The sequence below is a fragment of the Acinetobacter sp. C13 genome, from assembly GCF_016809775.1.
GTDB classification, from domain to species: Bacteria; Pseudomonadota; Gammaproteobacteria; order Pseudomonadales; family Moraxellaceae; genus Acinetobacter; species Acinetobacter pittii.
Genome location: NZ_JAFBJL010000002.1, coordinates 144458 through 166632, shown reverse-complemented (window position 1 = coordinate 166632; position 22175 = coordinate 144458). Strand labels below are relative to the sequence as shown.

Here is a 22175-nt window from a genome sequence, read left to right as displayed (position 1 = left end):
CTATCCTGCTGCCTGAATCGCTGTTTTCATATCTTTAACAGCTTGAACCAGACCTACAAAAACACTTTCAGCAATAATTGAATGACCAATGTTTAATTCATGAATTTGTGGAATAGCTGCAATTGGCGCAATATTTTTAAGGTTAAGGCCATGACCTGCATTTACAACCAAACCTTTTGAAGCTGCATACTCAACACCTTTGATAATGCGCTCTAACTCGGCTTGTTGATCTTGCTCCGTTTCCGCATCCGCATATGCACCCGTGTGCAACTCAATCGTAGGTGCGCCACATGCAACTGCTGCATCAATTTGAGCTAAATCAGCATCAATAAATAATGATACGTCACAACCAATAGCCGCTAAAGTTTGAGTTGCTGCTTTAACTTTTTCAAAGTTACCTACTACATCTAAACCGCCTTCAGTTGTTACTTCTTGGCGTCTTTCTGGCACAAAACACACGTGCTGCGGCTGAATTTCTTTCGCAAACTCGACCATTTCATCAGTAACAGCCAACTCTAGGTTCATACGCGTTTTTAATAATGGACGCATGCGACGTACATCATCATCTTGAATATGGCGACGGTCTTCACGCAAATGCAAAGTAATCCCCTCTGCACCAGCTTGTTCACAAATAAGAGCAGCTTCTACAGGGTCTGGATAAGTAGTACCGCGCGCCTGTCTCAAAGTAGCAACATGGTCTATGTTTACACCAAGCAATGCAGCCATAAATAAATCCTAATTACGATTGAGTTTGAGTATTTTGAATCCACAATTGTCGACTTTTTAGGGGACGATCTCCTAAAAGCGATGTAATCATTTGACGGTATAGTTTACCTAATAATTGCAATTGTTCGTGAGAAAAATCCTGGCCTTGCTCATAATCCAACATAGATAAAATTGCTTTACCTGACAATGAAGAACGACTTGCCTGAACAACGGGCGCAAAACCTTCAGTCACCTGAAATTGATAAAACTGGTGAGCCTGTATTGGCTGTTGTTGAGTATCAATTGAAAAATCAATCGCGTAACCCAGCTCAGGAAGCAAAACATGTTCGAACTGGCGCAAAATCTGTCTCAGAAAAAGATCAGGATTTTCGTGGGAAGATAATTGCTGTAATTGAAGCAAAGTTAATTGATATTGCTCAAAAGATTGCGGCATTGCCTCTTCTAATGGGCAAAGTCTAAGAACAATTTCATTTAGATAAAAACCAGCAAAAAAAGCATCACCAAAAAAGAAAACAGGCTGATTTAATATTTCCAGCTTAGTAAAATTTTTGAGTTCACTTTTACCTGTGGCTTGCAGTCGAATAGGTTGATATTGAGGGGGCGGAGTCTGTCTTAAAATACCATCAACTCGCCCATATTCCTGAGTAAAAAGATGCACAATATGACTTTTTTCACGGTACTTACGGTGATGAATCATATATCCATGGAGGACTTCATTGCGCATCATAAAAAGAATCTATTCCTCAGATTCTTTTTCTTTTTTATCATCCTCATCATCACCGTCAGGAATAACAGCACCTACAACAGCTGCCGTACCTTTAACTACACCTTTGGTAGTTTTATAGGCGATACCTACTGGTACGGTTACAAGCTTATATACACAACCTTGTAACATCAATATACATCCAACTATAGCGATTAATGATGTAATTGTTTTCATACCAGCATCCTTATCCTTTAGATATCACTGTATCCTAAGCTTTTTAGAGCACGCTCATCATCAGACCAGCCACCCTTCACTTTTACCCAAAGTGTGAGCATAATTTTTTGCTCAAACATTTTTTCCATGTCTTTACGAGCATCCATACCAATCGTTTTAAGCTTGGCACCTTTTTCACCAATCACAATGGCTTTTTGACCAGCGCGGTCTACAAAAATCGTTGCATCGATATAGGTACAAGCCGGCTTTAAACGACCAGTTTTTTCATTAACAGTTGCTTCTTCTGTTTTGAAAGATTCAATTTGTACTGTTAAATCATAAGGAAGCTCTTCACCCAACTGACGCATGATTTTTTCGCGAATAATTTCACTTGCCAAGAAGCGTTCAGAGCGGTCAGTAATCTGATCAAATGAATACAATGGTGGTTGGTAAGGAAGGTATTTCTCAATCGTTTCACTCAAGTGTTCTAAGTTTGCACCACGCAAAGCAGAAACAGGAACAATCTCAGCAAAATTCATAAGTTTGGCACGTTCTTGAATCAGAGGAAGAATCTCTCTTTTATCTTCAAAAGTGTCAGCCTTATTAATGACTAAAATAACCGGCATTTCAGCGTTCTTGAGTTTTTCAAGCACTAAATCGTCGTTTTGAGTCCACTTATAAGCATCAATAACGAATAAAACTAAGTTAACGTCACGTAATGCAGAATGAGCAGCACGGTTCATCATTTTATTAATAGCACGCACTTCTTTTTTATGCATACCTGGGGTATCTACATATACCGCCTGCATTTTTTCACGTGAATCAATACCAATAATTTTATGACGTGTTGTTTGAGGTTTACGCGAAGTAATAGAGAGCTTTTGACCCAATAAATGGTTCATGAGGGTAGATTTACCCACATTTGGACGTCCCACAATCGCCACAAATCCGCTCTTAAAATCCGAAGGGATTGTTACGCCTTTGGAACTAAAAAATTGATCAATCAGATTATTAGGATCTTGGTTTTCATTTGAATCTGGATTGATTTGATCAGAATGCATCGACATGCAGGTTATTGCTCCAATAACTTTAAAATTTCCGCCGCTGCTGCCTGCTCGGCAAAACGACGACTTGAACCCTCACCATAAATCTTCGGTAAACCATCTACCACGCATTCCACTTTAAAGTGCTGATGAGGTGCATCACCCTGAATATCTACAACCTCGTAAACAGGGAGAGGTTTTTTACGTGCTTGTAGATACTCTTGTAAACGTGATTTCGGATCTTTGAGTTGATCCGTAGGTTCTATATGGTCTAAATAGGGTATGTACCATTTTAGCACAATATCTTTAAGTAAGTTGAGATCACCACTATCAAGATAGATTGCACCAATAATCGCTTCTACCGTATCTGCTAATATTGACTCGCGATGATGACCGCCAGACTTCAATTCGCCTGTACTTAATATTAAACACCGACTAAGTTGCAAATCTGTTGCAATCTTACCTAAAGCTTCCTGACGAACTAAAGTCGCTCGCATACGCGTGAGACGACCTTCGTTTTCATTTGGATAGGCATGATATAGATAATTAGCGATTATCATGCCTAATAATGAATCACCGAGAAACTCTAAGCGCTCGTAATTGTATTTGTGACTCACCGAACGATGAGTCAATGCTAACTGTAACAATTCAAGCTGCTTAAATTGATATCCGATTCGACTCAGTAAGCGAGGATCACTTAGTTTGAACTGATGTTTTATCAAAACTCTTCTCAAATGTTAAAACTAAATCAATATTGAATAAGAAAGGTTTTCTTACTTCATATTTCTTTTTGACCGTTAGACCTGACTGATTAAACACTTGAGCGATCTCTTTAAAGTGGAGATCACGAATATTGTTCATTTCGAGTCGCTGATCCATTTGTGTTACAAACTTTTGTGGTGTGATCTCAGAAGAGCTTTCTTGTAAAAGCTCTTCTATCTGATTATTAATCAGCCGATCATCCCAATATGCTGGCCAAACTGCAAGTACAGCTTTTACTGCAACTGCAAATATAACCACCCCAAATAAAATTGCTAAATACGAAGTACCCTGTTGTGCCTTACGCATTTCTTTTTTTCCTAATGGTTGTTTTTAATCTATTTTTCCATTTCGGCTAAAGTTAGGAAGGTGTAAACCCGGTTCTTTATGCATCCACACGTAGAATGCTCGTCCTGTTAAGTTTTCTTCAGGAACGAATCCCCAGAAACGACTGTCTGCACTTTGATCGCGGTTATCCCCCATTGCAAAGTAATGTCCTTTTGGTACAGTCACTTCCCAATATAAACCGTCTTGGTTCGCATATTTACCATTTTCAACATAGTTGATAAACGGTGCTTGGCGCGCCACATTTACGCCTTCAAGCTCACGCATCGTAAAGGTATGCTCACCAATCGTCTCTTTATGATAAATAGACGTTGGCGTATCCATCACATCTTTTTCACGACTGAACTGTGTTAATACTTTCGGTACTTTTTTCCCGTTAATAATCAATTGCCCATGGTCATAAACAATATGATCACCAGGTAAACCGATTACACGTTTAATATAGCTAATAGTCGGTTGAGGTGGATAACGGAATACAATTACATCACCACGCTTCGGCTCACCTACATCAATAATTTTTTTATTAACGATAGGTAAACGTACACCATAATCAAATTTATTCACCAGAATAAAATCACCAGTTTCTAAAGTTGGTACCATAGAGTCCGATGGAATATTAAATGGTTCATAAAGAAATGAACGAAGCACAAGTACTACAGCTAAAACTGGCCAAAAGTCATAGGCCCATGTAATGACAAAATTTTCGTTCCCGCGTCCTTTATTTGCACGCTGTTTTAATACAAGTTTATCTAACAACCACACTGCAAATAGAATCAGCGTAACTGGAACAAGAATTAAATTAAAATCAAAATCCACATGACCTCACTCGCAGCCTTGCTGCTTGTATTACAGTGGGGAAAAGAAATTGTTCACTTCCCCCACCCTCATTTCTTATCTTTCTACTTTCAATACAGCCAAGAACGCTTCTTGTGGAATTTCAACACTTCCCACTTGTTTCATACGTTTCTTACCTTCTTTTTGTTTAGAAAGTAGTTTTTTCTTACGCGAAACGTCACCACCATAACATTTTGCCAAAACGTTTTTACGCATCGCTTTTACGGTAGAACGGGCAATAATTTGTGCACCGATTGCTGCCTGAATAGCAACATCGAACATTTGGCGAGGAATTAAATCTTTCATTTTCTCAACCAATGCAATACCACGATGACGTGCATCATTACGGTGACAAATCATAGCCAAGGCATCAACCTTTTCGCTATTAATTAACACATCAACCTTAACTAAAGCTGAACTTTCAAAACGTACAAAGTTATAGTCTAAAGATGCAAAGCCACGAGAGCATGACTTTAATCTATCAAAGAAATCCATAACGACTTCAGCCATCGGGATTTCAAAAGTAATAGAAACTTGGTTACCCAAGAATTTCATATCTTTTTGTACACCACGACGTTCGATACAGAGCGTCATTACGTTCCCTAAGTATTCTTGAGGAACAAGGATATGACATTCAGCAATTGGTTCACGCAAATCTTCTACAGTCGATCCATCCGGCATTTTTGATGGACTATCGATGTAAATCGTTTCGCCTTTCTTGGTTAATGCTTCATAAATTACGGTAGGTGCAGAACTGATGAGATCAAGATCGTATTCACGCTCTAAACGCTCTTGTACAATTTCCATGTGCAGCATACCTAAGAAGCCACAACGGAAACCAAAGCCTAAAGCATCTGAACTTTCTGGTTCAAAGAATAAAGCCGAGTCATTGATCTGTAATTTTTGCAATGCTTCACGGAACGGTTCAAAGTCACTCGCGTCAATCGGGAAAAGACCAGCATATACTTGCGGTTTAACCTTTTTGAAACCTGGTAAAGTTGCAACATCTGGTGTAGAAGCAAGAGTAATCGTGTCACCTACTGGTGCACCAAAAATATCTTTAATACCCGCAATAACAAAACCTACTTCACCAGCTTCAAGAATATCTGTTTCAGTATGCTTAGGATTAAACACGCCTACAGAAGTGACCGGATGAGTTTGTCCTGTCGATTTAACCAACATTTTGTCGCCCTTGCGGATACGACCTTGTTTAATACGAACAAGAGAAACTACGCCTAAGTAGTTATCAAACCATGAGTCGATAATTAATGCCTGTAATGGTGCTTCACGATCACCTTCTGGCGCCGGAATAACATCGACTAAACGCTCGAGTACACCTTCAACACCTAAACCAGTTTTTGCTGAACAGGTTGGTGCATCTGTCGCTTCAATCCCGATAATTTCTTCAATTTCATGAATTACACGTTCAGGTTCAGCCTGTGGTAAATCAATTTTATTTAGAATAGGAAGAACTTCTAGACCTTGTTCAATTGCTGTATAACAGTTTGCAACTGATTGAGCTTCAACGCCTTGTGCAGCATCTACAACCAGTAGCGCACCTTCACATGCAGCTAATGAACGAGAAACTTCATAGGAGAAGTCAACGTGCCCTGGCGTATCAATAAAGTTAAGTTGGTATTCCTGACCATTTGGATGGGTGTAATACAGCGTGACAGAAGCGGCTTTAATGGTAATCCCACGTTCACGCTCAAGCTCCATTGAGTCTAAGACTTGAGCTTGCATTTCACGATCTTGTAGACCGCCACACATCTGAATAAAACGGTCAGCCAATGTAGACTTACCATGGTCAATGTGGGCAATAATCGAGAAATTTCGTATATTTTTGATATCGACGGATTTTTTAGCTTGCGCCATGGGTTACCTTGAGAAAATATAGAGTGCTATGTAGCTTGTTTTAATACACAGCCAAAGCGGTTAAATAAATTGCGTGAGATTATAACAGATGCATATTTTAAAGTATCCAAAATAATCATGAGCTTTGTACTTATGTTTTAAAAAAGGACAGTCAAAGTAAGCGTATTACGTCCAACTATTGAGCATATGAAACGGTAAAATCATAAGGATTTATGCTTGAATCAAGCGGCGTATATGCATGAGTAAAAGTTGGCGACATTCGTTTTGGACGTCCTGTAGCAATTTCAATACATGCCCATTTGGTATTTCCAACAAATAATACGGCCTGATCTGATGGACGAAAAAACACATACTGGCGGAATGAATAAAGTGCATTAATGTCATCTAACCATGTACGTAACACAATTTGTTCGCCTTCAAATGCAGCTTTACGATATTGCACATGATGCTCAACCGCGACCATGGCGTGTTTTAACTCAAGATACTTAGTTACTCCTACTCCCAAAGTTTCAACATGGGCAGCCGCTACATCCTGCATCCACTGAACATACATTACGTTATTTACATGTCCCAACGCATCAATGTGATGTGGCTGCACCTGAATATGTAAATCAAAAATACTACTCACAAATGAACACTCTTATTTATTAACCTTAAAACTGAAATAAGTGTAGGTAGATATCGCTAAACGCTCAAGATAAATAACAAAAACCACCCATTTTCAGGGTGGCTTATTGATTGGGTTAAGGATTATTGAATACGTAAACCAAGCATTGCGCGCTGTCCCTGACGAATAATAGCAACACGTGCTACGGTATTTTTCGGTAAGTTAGAAACAACTTTTGCAAAATCCTGACTATTTAAAATTTGATTATTATTGACTTGAGTAATCACATCGCCCGGAATGATATTCGACAATGATGCTAAACCACCACGGCGAACATCTTGTACATAAATACCACCTTTTACGCTCAACGCATTTTTTTCCGGTTCAGCTAGATCACGAATACTCATGCCTAAAACTGGCCCTTTAGATGCAGCACCTTGTGCACCAGTAGCAGGTGTTTCATCTGGTGCAGTCGTTAAAGTCGCTGAAATATTGCGTGTTTTATCATCACGTAACACTTCAAACTGAACAGTTTGATTTGGCTGTACTTTGTTTAATGCATACAGTAAATCACTCGTACGAAGTACAGGCGCACCATTTAATTTTAAAATCACGTCGCCCGCTCTTAGCCCTGCTTTTTGTGCAGGTGAGTTCGGAGAAATTTGAGTAATTAAAGCACCTTCAGGTTTTGGTAATTTGTAGGCATCAGCAAGGTTTCGATCAATATCTTGCATCATCACACCAAGGTAAGAGCGTGTTACTTTACCTTTTGTTTTGAGCTGGTCTGCAACATCCATAGCTACGTCAATCGGAATAGAGAAAGACAAGCCCATATAGCCGCCAGTACCACTAAATATTCGAGAGTTTACCCCGACCACTTCACCATTTTGATTAAATAATGGACCACCTGAGTTACCCGGGTTTAAAGCCACATCTGTTTGAATAAATGGCACCGAAGTTTCACCGCTCATGTTTCGTGATTTTGCACTGACAATACCTGCCGAAGCGGAGTAGTCAAAACCAAACGGTGAACCAATTGCTAAAACTGGCTCTCCGACACGTAAACGGTCAACATTTCCTACTCGTAAAGCTGGATAGTTAGTTCCATTGACCTTTAACAATGCAACATCTGTGCGCTCATCACTACCGACCACGGTTGCATCAATTTCACGTCGATCATTTAGAGTGATGCTGATACGAGAGGCATTTTCAATCACATGGTGGTTAGTAAGTAAGTAACCATCTTTACTAATAAAGAATGCACTACCATATGCTGTCTTTTCTTGTGGACCTTGTTGCTGTGGAATGATGACCTGATTGCCAAAGAAACGTTTTAAAATTTCAGGAACTTGCTGCTGCAACAGTTCATCCTGAGTCATTTTTTTTACGACATTTACACTCACGACTGCTGGACTAACTTGTTCAACAAGATTTGAAAAATCAACAGCAGCATTTGCTTGAACAGCAGCAACTGTAAATACCGCTGCATACATTCCTTGTTGTAAATAGCGAGATTTCATTCGGTGCTCACCCACAATTGGTCTACGAGAATAAGAATAAAACTGTTGTATCACAACGCTTTGAGGTTGTGCGTAACAATATGTTTATTTGTAATACGTCATCACAAGGATTATTTTACGCATTGCAACTTTTTAAGCCAATTGCAATTTTTCTCTGAGTTAGAGCGCTTAAGCTCTTGCCTTTTTAGGTAAAAAGGGGTGTCATTAGCGGACGTTTTAAATTGATGCGAATGGACATGCCTAATTTACAGACAATTCACCACTTTGACGTGATTATTGTGGGCAGCGGCGGCGCTGGTTTAAGTCTGGCTTTATCGTTACCAAATCATTTTAATATTGCAGTTTTAGCAAAAGCTGCTCTAACCGAAGCAAGTACCTTTTATGCTCAAGGTGGCGTTGCTGCTGTTCTCGATGAGACTGACTCTATTCAACAGCATATTAATGACACTATGATTGCAGGCGCTCATTTATGTGAAATGGACGCGGTACAACATACCGTAGAAGGCGGTCGCCCTTCTGTTGATTTTCTTTTAAAACAAGGCGTGCAATTTACCTTAGATGAAGATGAACAGCTTCATTTGACTCGTGAGGGTGGCCATTCGCAGCGTCGCATTATCCATTCTGCTGATGCAACAGGTAAAGCCATTTCAACCACTTTGGTTGAGCGTGCCAAAGAACGTAAAAATATTACTATTTTTGAAAATTATATTGCGATTGATTTAATCACCTCGCATAAATTAGGCCATACCGACCAAGCGAATCGTGCTATTGGTTTATATGCATTAGATGAAAATACTGAAAAGGTTCATACCTTCCTTGCCCCATTCACCGCGCTGGCTTGCGGCGGTGCGATGAAGGCTTATCTGTATACATCTAATCCAGATATTGCCACAGGTGACGGTATTGCAATGGCTTATCGTGCAGGTTGCCGTGTAGCGAATATGGAATTTAATCAGTTCCATCCAACTTGCCTGTACCATCCACAAGCCCGCTCTTTCTTAATTACTGAAGCTATGCGTGGTGAAGGCGCTTATTTGCGCCTACCTGATGGCGAACGTTTTATGCTGCGTTTTGATGATCGTGCAGAACTGGCTCCTCGCGATATTGTGGCTCGTACCATTGACCATGAAATCAAGCGTCTCGGTATTCGTCACGTGTGGTTAGACATTACCCATAAATCACCTGAGTTTATTAAAGAGCACTTCCCTACACTTTATGCAAGATTGCTTGAGTTAGGTATCGACATTACGAAAGACATGATTCCAGTGGTACCAGCAGCTCACTATACATGTGGTGGTGTTGTGGTTGACTCAAATAGCCAGACGGATATTGAAGGTCTCTATGCGATTGGTGAAACGTCATATACGGGCTTACATGGTGCAAACCGTATGGCAAGTAACTCATTACTTGAGTGCTTCGTTTATGGCATGAGTGCAGCAAAAGATATCGAAAATAAATTTGATGAAAACTTCAAATTACCTGAAGTACCAACTTGGGATGACTCACAAGTAACCAACCCTGATGAAGATGTTGTGATTTTACAAAACTGGGATGAGTTACGTTCGACCATGTGGAACTACGTTGGCATTGTAAGAACCACAAAACGTTTAGAACGTGCTTTACACCGTATTGAAATGTTAAAGCGTGAAATCACTGAGTATTATCAAGACTACCGTGTTAGCAAAAACCTAATTGAGCTGCGTAACCTTGTTTTAGTATCGGAAATGATTGTTCGCTGTGCCATGCAACGTAAAGAATCACGTGGTTTACATTACACGCTTGATTATCCGGAAACTTCGAACGAGATTCGTAAAACCGTTTTAACTCCTCCAAATTTTGCAGTAGAACAGCCATTGGTTAATACTGACATTTAAGTTGTTCTACTACAAAAAAGCACAGCTCTGACTGTGCTTTTTATTTGGTTTGATATTTATGTTCTAGGTGGGATTGAATAAGTCGCAGTCACATGCGCCACAGGTTCATCCAGACCGACCGAATAAATCCAGACCTCTCCGACAACCAAGCTCTTTCCGACTTTCATGAGTTTACATTCACTACGTAAGTCTTGATCACCTGCAGGTTTTCTTAAAAAATTAATATTAAAGTTGGTCGTCACAGCTAAACCAACAATACCGATCTCACCTAATATCGCAATATATAAAGCAAAATCAGCCAAAGTCATCATGGTTGGGCCAGATATGGTGCCACCAGGACGTTGATGCCTTTGATCGACATGATAGTAAACAACTGCAGCTTTGGGAGTGACTGATTCAATTGTGCAATGTTCAAGACTTGGTGGAAATTCCTTTTCAAGAAATGCCACGATTTCTTCTTTTGAACTTTTCATCCTTGTTATTCTTCAATCTATAAATCATATGTAAGATAGCATAAGAAAATAACAGATATTTTCTATGACGATTTAAATCAGAATTAACATCATTTTTCACCACTCCCATATTTTTATAAGAGTGGTTCATCCAATTGCTTACCGTAAATATTGCAAAGCCTGCTTAAACACCTGATCAGGACTTTGGGTTGCATCTATTCGCTTAATCCGTTCCGGTTCAGCTTTCCATAAGGTTTCATAACCTTCACGGACCTTAGTAAAGAAGCTTAACTTTTCTTGTTCAAAACGGTCTAAAGCTCCGCGTTCACGTGCACGGTTCATACCAAGTTCAATCGGTGCATCTAACCAGAAAGTCACCTCCGGCATGCGTGAAACGAAGTTCTGATTTAAAAGCTGTAATTTATCTTGGCTTAAACCGCGACCAGAACATTGATAAGCAAAACTCGCATCGGTAAAGCGATCACTTAATACAATTTTGTTAGCTTCTAAAGCAGGCAAAATAACCTGTTGTAAGTGTTGAGCACGTGCTGCATAAATGAGTAATAACTCAGTATCATGACTCATATTTTCATCATGATTCACAGCCAAAAGCATCGAACGAATTTGTTCAGCTAACGGTGTACCCCCGGGCTCTCGAGTTAAAACAACTTGTTTGCCTTGCTCTTCAAAATGCTGATGAATTTTTCGAATGAGTGTAGTTTTACCTACCCCTTCCGTGCCTTCAAAGCTGATAAACATCTCTTTTCCTTATTTCTTCGATCTCAACACGGATAAATAATCCTGCACAGCTTGATTATGTGCTTGCAAGCTTGCCGTAAATTTATGTCCACCATTACCAGTCGCAACAAAATAGATGTTATTTGAATCATCTGGATGTAATGCTGCTTCAATTGCCTTTTGGCTTGGTAAAGCAATTGGAGTTGGCGGTAAACCATTAATGGTATAAGTATTATATGGTGTTGGAGTACGGAGGTCTTCTCGGGTAATGTTGCCTTTATAGTTATTACCCATTCCGTAAATAACAGTTGGATCCGTTTGTAAACGCATACCGAGTTTTAAACGGCGGACAAAAACTCCAGAAACTTGTGTAAGTTCACTGTCTAAACTCGTTTCTTTCTCAACAATAGAAGCCATAATTAATGCTTCATATTTATCTTTATAAGGTAAATTCGGCGCGCGATTTGCCCAAGCTGTATCTAGAGCTTTTATTTGACGATGATATAAATCGGTAAGAATTTTCTTGTCAGTCTCGCCTTTGGCAAAGAAATAAGTATTCGGCGCGAATAAGCCTTCTGGATGATCGTAAGGAATCCCAAGCGCTTTCATAAGCTGATCATTAGGTAAATCCAATATTGTATTTTTTACATTTTTATCATTTTTGAGTGCAGTAATAAGCTGCTTAAAAGTTGTACCTTCAATCACCAAAACACGATTCATCTGAGCATTATCAGCGTCAGATAACATCTCTAACACTTGTCTTACGCTCATCCCTTGTTCAATTTCATACACACCAGCTTTCATGCTGTCATGAATCATAAACTTTTGATAAAGCTTCAATATGATAGGAAAGCTAACTTTATCTTCTTTTGCCAAACGATCAATAAAACCAGAATAAGTTTCCCCAGATGTAATAGATAACATCTGTTTTTTGCCTTCGATAGGATAAGCCTTAAACAAACTTGACCATAAAATGGCAAACGTAAAGATTAAAACAATAAAAAGGCCAATTAGAACCAATCGCTTAGAAAATTTTGGAGCTTGTTTTTTGTTATTTTTCTTGGCGTTTTTTGCTTTCGCATTCACAGGTGGCTTCGGCATATTAATGAATCTGATTTAAGTTAAGGATATGAAATAAATCTATGCATGCCTGTGTATCTAGCGTTTTCTCGCCTAAATGAGTAACCACTCGCATAGGGTTTAAAGCATTACAAAAGAATAGACTTTGTATTTCAGATACTTCATCTAATTCAATCACACGTACTTCACAGGCAATACCATGGTGCTGCATACGCGCCAGAATTTCTGCCCGCATTACACCGTGGACGCCATTATAGCGAAGTTCAGGAGTAATCCATCTATCATTTAAACGAATAAAACAATTACTACTGACCCCTTCAACAATATAACCTTGTACATCAGTAACTAATGCTTCAGCCCACCCGAGTTGATCTGCTTCTTTTTTTAGCAATACTTGTTCAAGGCGGTTTAAAGATTTAAGCCCCACTAAGCTCGGCATGGTTAAACCTAGGGCCTGATTTAAAACACCACACTGGATAAAATCAGGCATACACGGCTCTAAAGCTTTTGGATAAAACCAGATATAAATATCAGCTTCATGTTTCGGCAAAGTATAACCGCGATCGCCTTCCCCACGACTAATCACAATTTTTAAAGTGCCGTTGAGTACGAGGTTTTGCTTTTGGAGTTGCTGTACACTCAGTTCAATTAATTCAAAATTTACAGTTAAAGACAGTTTTTGACATGCAAGTTTTAGACGTTGCCAGTGTCTTTCTTTAAGCTCAATTTGATTTTGAAAAACACGAATTGTGGTAAAGCACCCATCTCCATAATGAAAGGCTCGATCCAATAAAGGAATAGTCTCAACGGGTTGCCCATTTTTAAAACACCACATGTTTGTTCCATCCTTTACTAAAAGCCGCACAACAATACAACACCTTTCATTTAAATAATAAATGATTGATTTTAAAAAATTATACCGATTTCGTATCTGCTTTTGAAACTTGTTATATATCAAGATTTAAGAATAGTTTATCTCTTTTTATTATTTCTATTTTTTTCATATTAAATTCGTTTTTTATTATTTTTTTAGAATAAAGACTAGCGCTATTCTGCGTTCATGTTTTGAACATTTCATATTTTTTGAGGACTTATCTCATGCGTTTTTCTCAATTAAAAGTCGGGGTTATCGCTGCACTTCTTTCTGTTTCGTCATTTGCAGCCCAAGAATTTTTAAACGTTTCTTACGATCCTACTCGTGAGCTATATACAGATTTCAACAAACAGTTCGGTACTTACTGGAAACAACGTACTGGTCAAGATATTGAGTTTAAGCAATCACACGGCGGCTCTGGTAAGCAGGCTCGTGCGGTTATCGATGGCTTAAATGCAGATGTAGTGACATTAGCACTTGCCGCAGATATTGATGAAATTGCTGAAAAAGCAAAATTACTTCCAGCTAACTGGCAGAAAAAACTGCCACAAAACTCAACGCCATATACATCAACCATTGTATTTTTGGTGCGTAAAGGTAACCCAAAGCAAATTAAAGACTGGGCTGATTTAATCAAACCAGGTGTAGAAATCATTACACCAAACCCGAAAACCTCTGGTGGTGCTCGTTGGAACTATCTCGCAGCTTGGGCTTGGGCAAAACATCAACCAGGCGGCAATGATGCAAAAGCACAAGAATACGTTCGCCAAATTTATAAACATACTAAAGTTTTAGATTCTGGTGCTCGCGGTGCGACGACTACTTTCGCTGAGCGTGGCATTGGTGATGTATTACTGGCTTGGGAAAATGAAGCTCATTTAGCTATTCGTGAACAGCCGGGCAAATTTGAAATTATTACTCCGTCTCTTTCGATCTTAGCTGAGCCTCCAGTTGCAATTGTGGAGAAGAATGCAGCTAAAAAAGGCAACTTAACTATTGCTAAAGGTTATCTCAACTATTTGTACTCACCTGCTGGTCAAGAAATTGCAGCACGTAACTTCTACCGTCCGCGTAACGCAGCTGTTCTTAAAAAATACAGCAATGTATTTAAGCCATTGAAGCTTGTAACAATCGACAAAGAGTTTGGTGGTTGGACAAAAGTACAAAAACAACACTTCGATAATGGTGGTGTTTTCGATCAAATCGTGAAAATCAATAGTGCAGAGAAGTAATTCTTTGCACTAAAGGTAAGGAGAACAGACATGATTCACACTGTAATTGTTCCGGGTGTAGGTGGCAGTGAACATCAGCATTGGCAATCTTGGTTGCAGCGTCAACTCGTGTCTAGTTCTCGTGTTGAGCAAAAAAACTGGGATAGACCTGTATTAAGCGAATGGGTTGAGCAATTCGTTAAAACAGTTCAAGCAGCTCAAGCTCCTGTTCAAATTGTTGCACATAGTTTTGGATGCTTAACGAGTGTAGCTGCTTTAGCTGAGCATCCCGAATTAAGAAGCCAAGTTAAGAAACTAATTTTAGTCGCTCCAGCGAATCCGGCACGCTTTGGGGAAGCAGGGTTTGCTCGCCATAGCTTGACCGACTACAAAGATTATTTTCATCAATTAAAAATTGATGTGCCTGCAACGCTACTCATTAGTGAAAATGATCCATGGCTCGGCTTTTTTGATGCGTTACAACTTGCAAAATCATGGAAGTTAAATCCCGTTAATCTTGGTGAAGTGGGCCATATTAACGTTGCCTCAGGTTTTGGGCCATTTCCGGATTTGCTGAACTATTTGATCCCAGAAGATTCGATGTGTAGTCACTCATCTATCGACCCGGTAAAAACACATTTCTCTTTGAAATTTGCTTAATACCAATCTTTATACCTCACTGTTTATCTTTATTTATTCGCTTACTGGTTTCAGCAGGCTTTTCTCTTTGAGGAAATATCATGTCGCAGCGATCCCGAGTGCTGCCTGGGTTTGGTCTATCTTTGGGCTTCACCCTCGCCTATGTGTCTTTTATTGTGCTTATTCCATTAGCCGCAGTCTTTATCAAATCATTTGGAATCGGATGGGACGGATTATGGGAAATTTTAACGTCTGAGCGTATTTTGAAATCGCTTCAACTCAGCTTTAGTTCAGCTTTAATCGCAGCATTTATTAATGTTGTGTTTGGTCTGCTTTTGGCTTGGTGTCTTGTTCGCTATAACTTTCCCGGAAAACGTCTAGTTGATGCATTGGTCGATTTACCTTTTGCTCTTCCGACCGCAGTTGCAGGTATTGCACTGACTTCACTCTATGCACCTACTGGTTGGTTAGGTCAATATCTGGAACCACTTGGTATACAGGTTGCCTATACACCTATCGGGATTACGTTAGCATTGGTCTTTATTGGTATTCCTTTTATTGTTCGGACCGTTCAACCAGTACTCAGCGATATTGAAACCGAACTTGAGGAAGCAGCTTCAGCACTTGGTGCAAATCGTTGGCAGACCATTACTAAAATTATTTTACCCATCTTACTACCTGCTCTATTTACAGGCTTTGCTTTAGCGTTTGCTCGCGGCGTGGGTGAGTATGGTTCTGTTATTTTTATTGCAGGTAACCAGCCATTTAAAACAGAAATTGCACCGCTGATGATCATTTCTCGTCTTGAAGAATATGATTATGCAGGTGCAACGACCATTGCAGCGGTCATGTTAGTTCTCTCTTTTATCATTCTATTTGTCATTAACTTACTTCAAGCATGGGCAAACCGTCGTACAGGGAGAAACATCACATGAATTTACATACCGACAGCAACGCACTTGCTTTGAAGTTACAGTCTCGTGATGCGACACGTGAGCCAACTTGGGTACGTTATACCCTTATTACAATTGCACTGATTTTTTTCCTCAGTTGCCTCATGCTGCCACTCATTTTGGTTTTCGTAGAAGCATTTAAACAGGGACTTGAAGTCTATGTTCAGGCTTTGATTGATCCAGATACCTTATCAGCAGTGAAATTAACATTACTCACCGCAGCAATTGCAGTTCCAATTAATGTGATATTTGGTGTTGCTGCAGCTTGGGCTGTCTCTAAGTTCCAGTTTAAAGGTAAGGCAATTTTAACAACTATCATTGATATGCCTTTTTCGGTTTCACCTGTTATTGCAGGTTTAATGATTGTTCTAATTTTTGGTGCGCAAGGTTGGTTCGGCGGCTGGTTAATGGACCATGACATTAAGATCTTGTATGCAGTACCTGGAATTGTTTTAGCCACCATTTTTATTACAGTCCCTTTTGTAGCACGTGAGTTAATTCCACTGATGGAAGCGCAAGGAACAGAGGAAGAAGAAGCAGCGATTGTACTCGGTGCTTCAGGCTGGCAAACCTTTTGGAAAGTGACATTACCTAACATTAAATGGGGTTTGATTTACGGCGTGATTCTGTGTAATGCCCGTGCAATGGGTGAGTTTGGTGCAGTATCGGTAGTTTCCGGCCATATCCGTGGTGAAACCAATACCCTGCCACTTCATGTCGAAATTTTATATAACGAGTACACCTTTAGCGCAGCGTTTGCCGTGTCCTCACTGCTTGCCTTCTTAGCTCTTTTAACACTGATTTTAAAAACTTGGTTAGAGCTACATCAAGATAAACCAGAACCGCATTCAACTGATTCGTAAGGAATGAAATCATGAGTATTCAAGTTAAAAATATTGAAAAACACTTTGGTGCATTCCATGCGCTTAAAAATATTTCCCTAGACTTTCCAGAGGGTGAACTGGTTGCGCTACTCGGACCATCTGGTTGTGGTAAGACGACTCTGCTTCGTATCATTGCAGGTCTAGAGTCAGCCGATGGCGGTCAGGTTTTACTTGAAGGTGAAGATGCGACTAATGTACATGTGCGTGAGCGACAGGTCGGCTTTGTATTTCAGCACTATGCTTTATTCCGTCACATGACTGTATTTGACAATATTGCCTTTGGTTTACGCGTTCGCCCTCGTGCAACCCGTCCTTCAGAAGCTGAAATTAAAAAACGTGTCACTCGTTTACTTGATCTAGTTCAACTAGGCTTTTTAGCAGACCGCTACCCTGCTCAGCTTTCTGGCGGACAACGTCAGCGTATTGCTTTAGCCCGTGCTTTGGCAGTAGAACCTCGCGTGTTATTACTCGATGAACCATTTGGCGCTCTAGATGCCAAAGTACGCAAAGAATTACGTCGCTGGTTACGCAACTTACATGATGAATTGCATATCACTTCAATTTTCGTGACTCACGATCAAGAAGAAGCACTTGAGGTTGCAGACCAGATTATTGTCATGAATAAAGGTAATGTTGAGCAAATCGGTTCACCTCGTGAAGTTTATGAAAAACCTGCAACGCCATTTGTGTTTGATTTCTTGGGTCAGGCAAATCGATTTGAAGGTGAACATACGGAAGGTATTATCCGTATCGGTAATGACCGTATTCAATTACCAACAGCAGTTGAGGCACCTCAAGGAAAAGTGATTGCTTTTGCCCGTCCAGATGAGTTACATATTCACTCGCAACCGCAAGCAAATACCATTGAAGCGACTTTTGTACGTGAAATCTGGATTGCTGGAAAAGTAGTGGCCGAATTACAAGACCGTAATGGACGTTTAATTGAAATTGCTCTGAGCAGTGAAGCTGCAAAATTACATGCATTTAAACCTAACCAAACTGTTTGGGTGAGCGCATCTCAATTGCACTTATTTGCAGACCAAGTTGCTTAAGAAATATATTTGGTGAGGAAATATCTTGCGGATCTTTAGACGCTCCTCACCTCTTTTGAGGAAAAGTGTAAATGAACTTTCAACAATTAAGAATTATCCGAGAAACAGTACGCCAAAACTTTAACTTGACGGAAGCATCGGCTGCACTCTACACATCTCAATCGGGTGTAAGTAAACACATCAAAGATTTAGAAGATGAATTAGGTGTTCAACTTTTCGTTCGTAAAGGTAAACGCCTTTTAGGTTTAACTGAACCAGGACAGTCACTTCTTAGCATTGTTGAACGCATGTTAGTGGATGCTGAAAATATTAAACGACTTGCTGAAGATTTTAATAAGGTTGATGAAGGAACACTAACGATCGCAACTACGCATACTCAAGCGCGTTATGTATTGCCTCCAATCGTTAATCAATTTAAGAAATTATTTCCAAAAGTTCATTTGATTTTACAACAAGCTAGCCCTGTCGAAATTTCAGAAATGCTTTTACAAGGCGAAGCGGATATTGGAATTGCAACTGAGTCTTTAACGACTGAAGAAAATCTGGCTAGCATTCCTTACTATCAATGGCAGCACAGTATTATTACCCCGCAAAATCATCCTTTAGTGCAGGCGGATAAGATCACTCTAGAACTTTTAGCAGAATATCCACTCATTACTTATCATGGTGGTTTTACAGGTCGATCTAAAATTGATAAAGCGTTTGAAGAGGCTCATCTAGATGCAGATATCGTAATGTCAGCTCTTGATGCCGATGTTATCAAAACCTATGTGGAACTTGGCATGGGTGTCGGGATTGTCAATGACGTGGCTTATGATACAGAACGTGATTATCGTTTAAAGCAAACCAAAACTGATATTTTTGGTGTTAATACGACATGGATTGCGGTTCGCAAAGGCCATCTATTACGCGGTTATGGTTACGAATTTATTTCTTTATGCTCACCTGATGCGGATATTAAAGCGCTTAAGAAAATTGCTTACCCAGACGAATAAAAATTAAAAATAAATAAAAGAGCTTTTTAGCTCTTTTATTTATTTTATTAAGTACAAAAAAACGAGCCGTAGCTCGTTTTTTCTTTGTGATCTTACCAGTAGAAGTTCACACCAACTTTACCAACTGGTAACCATTGGTATTTATCATCGTTGGCAATTTTACGAGCTTCCGCATTTACTGCTTCTTCAAGTGATTGATCACCAGTTGTAACTGCTGAACCTGTCGAAGCAAGTTTAACTGTTGGATTACCAGTGTAGTAAGCACCTACCTCACCAAATACTCCCCAGTTTTTATTGATTTTAGGTGCAAAACCAAAACCTAAGTATGGAGCGATGTCATTTTTGTAAGACATTTGGCCATTAATTTTCACACCGTCTGCACCCGCAATAAAATCTTGGTTATTTACACGGAATGAACGAGTTGCATCAACGTTACGAGTTAAATCATAATCGTTATCAAGATATGCTGCACCAGCTGCTACATATAAGCCTTGAGCCCAACGGTTAGTACTTGCACCCCATGGACGAATCTCAGCATTTAAATAGATATTGTTGTTTTCCATATCAAGGTCATAAGTTGAACCGTTTACTTTTACGTCATCAGACCAAGAAATGTCACCACCATTATAACCCAAAGCCAAACCTACATATGGGTTTGCTTGCCATAATAAAGCACCACCGTAACCAGTTGTACCTACCTCAGCACGTGCCCCCACAGGAATTAATTGGTTTTTGTCAAATGCGTAGCTGTCATGAACAACGGCTTCATCTGCCATAGCAGCGCCAGCAGCGAATAAAGCTGTTGTAGTGACTAATACACGTAATGCTTTCATAGTTTTCTCCTCAAAAAGGCTCTGTTTTTAATTTATTCATCTTGTGACTGAAATCATAATAATGACAGCTTAGATTCTTTTTTATACAAAAAATGCTAGATTTCTGTTATTTTTTGATACAAATTGAGTTAAATTTTTATTTTCAAATCATTTTTGTGTAAAACACACTTGATTATCTAATAAGCTTATTTCGATTTACCTCATTTATATCATCAATTAAACGTAACACGTTTTTTGAAAGATTCTTGTCACAAATTAGTGTAAAATCTTTAAAATTTTTTATGGAAGGAAGATCATGTCTCAGCTTTCTACGATCATTGAGCAAGCATTTGAAGACCGCGCAAATTTTACTGCAGCAGATTGTTCAAGCGAAATTCGCCAAGCTGTTGAAGAAGCAATTGCTGGTTTAGATAACGGTACACTTCGAGTTGCTGAAAAAATCAATGGTGAATGGGTTGTTCATCAATGGTTAAAAAAAGCTGTTTTATTATCATTTAAACTGAATGACAATAAACCAATCGAGTCATGTGATCTTCGTTTCTATGACAAAGTTGAAACTAAATTCTCTGGTTGGACTGAAGAGCAATTTAAAGCTGCAGGTGTTCGTGTTGTTCCTCCTGCTGTAGCACGTCGTGGTAGCTTCCAAGCTAAAAACGTGGTGTTAATGCCATCTTATGTCAACATTGGCGCTTATGTAGATGAAGGCACAATGGTTGATACATGGGCAACTGTAGGTTCATGTGCTCAAATCGGTAAAAATGTTCACTTATCTGGTGGTGTAGGTATTGGTGGTGTTTTAGAACCATTACAAGCTAACCCAACCATTATTGAAGACAACTGCTTTATCGGTGCGCGTTCAGAAATCGTTGAAGGCGTTATCGTTGAAGAAGGCTCAGTCATTTCAATGGGCGTTTTCATTGGTCAATCAACTAAAATTTATGACCGTGAAACAGGCGAAATCCATTATGGTCGTGTACCAGCAGGTTCAGTTGTAGTTTCAGGCAGCTTGCCATCTAAATGTGGTACTTACAGCTTATATGCTGCAATTATCGTGAAAAAAGTTGATGCGCAAACACGTTCAAAAACAAGCTTGAACGATTTGTTACGCGCTGACTAATTTGTTATAACTCTCTTGCGGAGCTTTAATCGCTCCTCATCTCTACGATCAAACTGATCGTAGAGATTTTATTTTTTATATAGTGTGGTATTTCTAGAATGGCTTCCTTACGTTCCTCTGCAATTCCTGTCTCAGACCCTGCGTCCGGTTTACGCATTACCGAGATTTTTTACTCGTTGCAGGGTGAAGCAAATGCCTCTGGCCTACCGACTGTATTTATTCGTCTAACAGGCTGTCCATTACGTTGTAGCTATTGCGATACCACCTATTCCTTTGAAGGTGGCGAACGTTTTTCACTTGAACATATCATTGAAACAGCTACACAATTTCAAACACCTTATATTTGTGTAACAGGTGGTGAACCTCTTGCTCAGCCAAACTGTTTGATTTTATTACAACGTTTATGTGAGGCAGGTTTTGACGTTTCTCTAGAAACCAGTGGCGCTCTTGATGTATCAAGAGTAGATCCCCGTGTTTCAAAAGTCCTCGATTTAAAGACTCCAACTTCTGGTGAAGAACATCGCAATCTCATCAGTAATCTTGACCATTTAACACCACGTGACCAAATCAAATTTGTGATTTGTAATCGTGAAGACTATGAATGGTCAAAGCAACAAGTTGAAAAATATCAACTGCAAACCAAAGTCAGTACCGTTTGGTTCTCCCCTGCCTTTGCGGTTGAAAAAGGTGCTGTAGGCCTGCCACGTCTAGCACGTGATCTGGCACAGTGGATACTTGATGATAAATTACCTGTTCGTTTCCAGCTTCAGTTACATAAACTGCTTTGGAACGATGAATCAGGTCGTTAATCACTCAATAAAGTAAATCATTCCGAATATGGAGAA

At 39.5% G+C, this 22175-nt stretch carries 24 protein-coding genes; 9 read left to right on the top strand and 15 right to left on the bottom strand.

Annotation, left to right across the window (positions count from 1 at the left end; genetic code table 11):
• The 10 genes from pdxJ to JGE69_RS06010 all read right to left on the bottom strand — a co-directional run bounded on the left by pdxJ (window position 1) and on the right by JGE69_RS06010 (window position 8628).
• Window positions 1-726, bottom strand: coding sequence for a pyridoxine 5'-phosphate synthase (gene pdxJ, locus JGE69_RS06055; RefSeq protein WP_017386244.1), 726 nt, complete (start codon window positions 724-726; stop codon window positions 1-3).
• 13 nt (window positions 727-739) lie between these two features.
• Window positions 740-1453: a DNA repair protein RecO gene (gene recO / locus JGE69_RS06050; protein WP_016146115.1), complete on the bottom strand. Its 714-nt coding sequence runs from the start codon at window positions 1451-1453 to the stop codon at window positions 740-742.
• 9 nt (window positions 1454-1462) lie between these two features.
• Window positions 1463-1666 (bottom strand): NF038104 family lipoprotein, encoded by a 204-nt coding sequence (locus tag JGE69_RS06045; protein ID WP_032035932.1) that lies wholly within the window; start codon window positions 1664-1666, stop codon window positions 1463-1465.
• Window positions 1667-1683: 17 nt separating this feature from the next.
• On the bottom strand, window positions 1684-2706 hold the full coding sequence (era, locus tag JGE69_RS06040; RefSeq protein WP_079381034.1) for a GTPase Era: 1023 nt from the start codon (window positions 2704-2706) through the stop codon (window positions 1684-1686).
• Window positions 2707-2717: 11 nt separating this feature from the next.
• Window positions 2718-3410 carry a ribonuclease III gene (gene rnc, locus JGE69_RS06035; protein ID WP_005067830.1) on the bottom strand — a complete coding sequence of 231 codons (693 nt, stop codon included), beginning with the start codon at window positions 3408-3410 and terminating at the stop codon, window positions 2718-2720.
• Entirely contained in the window at window positions 3382-3756 is a 375-nt protein-coding gene (locus JGE69_RS06030) for a DUF4845 domain-containing protein (RefSeq protein ID WP_032055219.1), read from the bottom strand. Before JGE69_RS06030 ends, rnc begins: the two co-directional genes overlap by 29 nt.
• A 24-nt stretch (window positions 3757-3780) precedes the next feature.
• On the bottom strand, window positions 3781-4608 hold the full coding sequence (gene lepB / locus JGE69_RS06025; protein ID WP_002118456.1) for a signal peptidase I: 828 nt from the start codon (window positions 4606-4608) through the stop codon (window positions 3781-3783).
• A gap of 75 nt (window positions 4609-4683) precedes the next feature.
• Window positions 4684-6501 carry a translation elongation factor 4 gene (lepA, locus tag JGE69_RS06020; protein ID WP_002118606.1) on the bottom strand — a complete coding sequence of 606 codons (1818 nt, stop codon included), beginning with the start codon at window positions 6499-6501 and terminating at the stop codon, window positions 4684-4686.
• Between the two features lie 175 nt (window positions 6502-6676).
• A complete protein-coding gene (locus JGE69_RS06015; protein WP_060464842.1) occupies window positions 6677-7129 on the bottom strand; it encodes an acyl-CoA thioesterase in 453 nt (150 codons plus the stop codon).
• 122 nt (window positions 7130-7251) lie between these two features.
• Window positions 7252-8628 carry a Do family serine endopeptidase gene (locus tag JGE69_RS06010; protein WP_005067820.1) on the bottom strand — a complete coding sequence of 459 codons (1377 nt, stop codon included), beginning with the start codon at window positions 8626-8628 and terminating at the stop codon, window positions 7252-7254.
• 230 nt (window positions 8629-8858) lie between these two features.
• On the opposite strand from JGE69_RS06010, the gene nadB reads away from it, so the two are divergent.
• Complete coding sequence (nadB, locus tag JGE69_RS06005; RefSeq protein ID WP_031945281.1) at window positions 8859-10502, top strand: L-aspartate oxidase; 1644 nt, start codon at window positions 8859-8861, stop codon at window positions 10500-10502.
• A gap of 56 nt (window positions 10503-10558) precedes the next feature.
• Here nadB and JGE69_RS06000 read toward each other — a convergent pair whose 3' ends face one another.
• The 4 genes from JGE69_RS06000 to pabC all read right to left on the bottom strand — a co-directional run bounded on the left by JGE69_RS06000 (window position 10559) and on the right by pabC (window position 13607).
• Window positions 10559-10975 carry a PaaI family thioesterase gene (locus JGE69_RS06000; RefSeq protein WP_199113117.1) on the bottom strand — a complete coding sequence of 139 codons (417 nt, stop codon included), beginning with the start codon at window positions 10973-10975 and terminating at the stop codon, window positions 10559-10561.
• 138 nt (window positions 10976-11113) lie between these two features.
• Complete coding sequence (tmk, locus tag JGE69_RS05995; protein ID WP_182917855.1) at window positions 11114-11713, bottom strand: dTMP kinase; 600 nt, start codon at window positions 11711-11713, stop codon at window positions 11114-11116.
• A 9-nt stretch (window positions 11714-11722) separates the two neighbouring features.
• The gene (mltG, locus tag JGE69_RS05990) at window positions 11723-12793 is read right to left on the bottom strand and encodes an endolytic transglycosylase MltG (RefSeq protein ID WP_199113119.1); all 1071 of its coding nucleotides are present in this window, start codon (window positions 12791-12793) and stop codon (window positions 11723-11725) included.
• A 1-nt stretch (window position 12794) separates the two neighbouring features.
• Window positions 12795-13607 carry an aminodeoxychorismate lyase gene (gene pabC, locus JGE69_RS05985; RefSeq protein WP_032035945.1) on the bottom strand — a complete coding sequence of 271 codons (813 nt, stop codon included), beginning with the start codon at window positions 13605-13607 and terminating at the stop codon, window positions 12795-12797.
• Between the two features lie 263 nt (window positions 13608-13870).
• On the opposite strand from pabC, the gene JGE69_RS05980 reads away from it, so the two are divergent.
• The 6 genes from JGE69_RS05980 to JGE69_RS05955 all read left to right on the top strand — a co-directional run bounded on the left by JGE69_RS05980 (window position 13871) and on the right by JGE69_RS05955 (window position 19380).
• A complete protein-coding gene (locus JGE69_RS05980) occupies window positions 13871-14878 on the top strand; it encodes a sulfate ABC transporter substrate-binding protein (protein WP_014207376.1) in 1008 nt (335 codons plus the stop codon).
• Between the two features lie 30 nt (window positions 14879-14908).
• On the top strand, window positions 14909-15517 hold the full coding sequence (locus JGE69_RS05975) for an RBBP9/YdeN family alpha/beta hydrolase (RefSeq protein WP_005073133.1): 609 nt from the start codon (window positions 14909-14911) through the stop codon (window positions 15515-15517).
• Between the two features lie 80 nt (window positions 15518-15597).
• Window positions 15598-16431 (top strand): sulfate ABC transporter permease subunit CysT, encoded by an 834-nt coding sequence (gene cysT, locus JGE69_RS05970; RefSeq protein WP_005073131.1) that lies wholly within the window; start codon window positions 15598-15600, stop codon window positions 16429-16431.
• Window positions 16428-17312, top strand: a complete 885-nt coding sequence (gene cysW / locus JGE69_RS05965) for a sulfate ABC transporter permease subunit CysW (RefSeq protein ID WP_002118746.1) — start codon at window positions 16428-16430, stop codon at window positions 17310-17312. The genes cysT and cysW overlap by 4 nt, the downstream gene beginning before the upstream one ends.
• An 11-nt stretch (window positions 17313-17323) precedes the next feature.
• Complete coding sequence (locus JGE69_RS05960) at window positions 17324-18385, top strand: sulfate/molybdate ABC transporter ATP-binding protein (RefSeq protein ID WP_002118816.1); 1062 nt, start codon at window positions 17324-17326, stop codon at window positions 18383-18385.
• A gap of 71 nt (window positions 18386-18456) precedes the next feature.
• Window positions 18457-19380: a CysB family HTH-type transcriptional regulator gene (locus JGE69_RS05955; RefSeq protein ID WP_002118601.1), complete on the top strand. Its 924-nt coding sequence runs from the start codon at window positions 18457-18459 to the stop codon at window positions 19378-19380.
• A gap of 92 nt (window positions 19381-19472) precedes the next feature.
• On the opposite strand, the gene carO is transcribed toward JGE69_RS05955, so the two are convergent.
• A complete protein-coding gene (gene carO / locus JGE69_RS05950) occupies window positions 19473-20213 on the bottom strand; it encodes an ornithine uptake porin CarO type 3 (RefSeq protein WP_057070314.1) in 741 nt (246 codons plus the stop codon).
• A 295-nt stretch (window positions 20214-20508) separates the two neighbouring features.
• Here carO and dapD point away from each other — a divergent pair, with 295 nt between their 5' ends.
• Window positions 20509-21330: a 2,3,4,5-tetrahydropyridine-2,6-dicarboxylate N-succinyltransferase gene (gene dapD, locus JGE69_RS05945; RefSeq protein ID WP_002118664.1), complete on the top strand. Its 822-nt coding sequence runs from the start codon at window positions 20509-20511 to the stop codon at window positions 21328-21330.
• 98 nt (window positions 21331-21428) lie between these two features.
• Window positions 21429-22139, top strand: coding sequence for a 7-carboxy-7-deazaguanine synthase QueE (gene queE / locus JGE69_RS05940; protein ID WP_002118723.1), 711 nt, complete (start codon window positions 21429-21431; stop codon window positions 22137-22139).
• Window positions 22140-22175 lie beyond the last annotated feature (36 nt).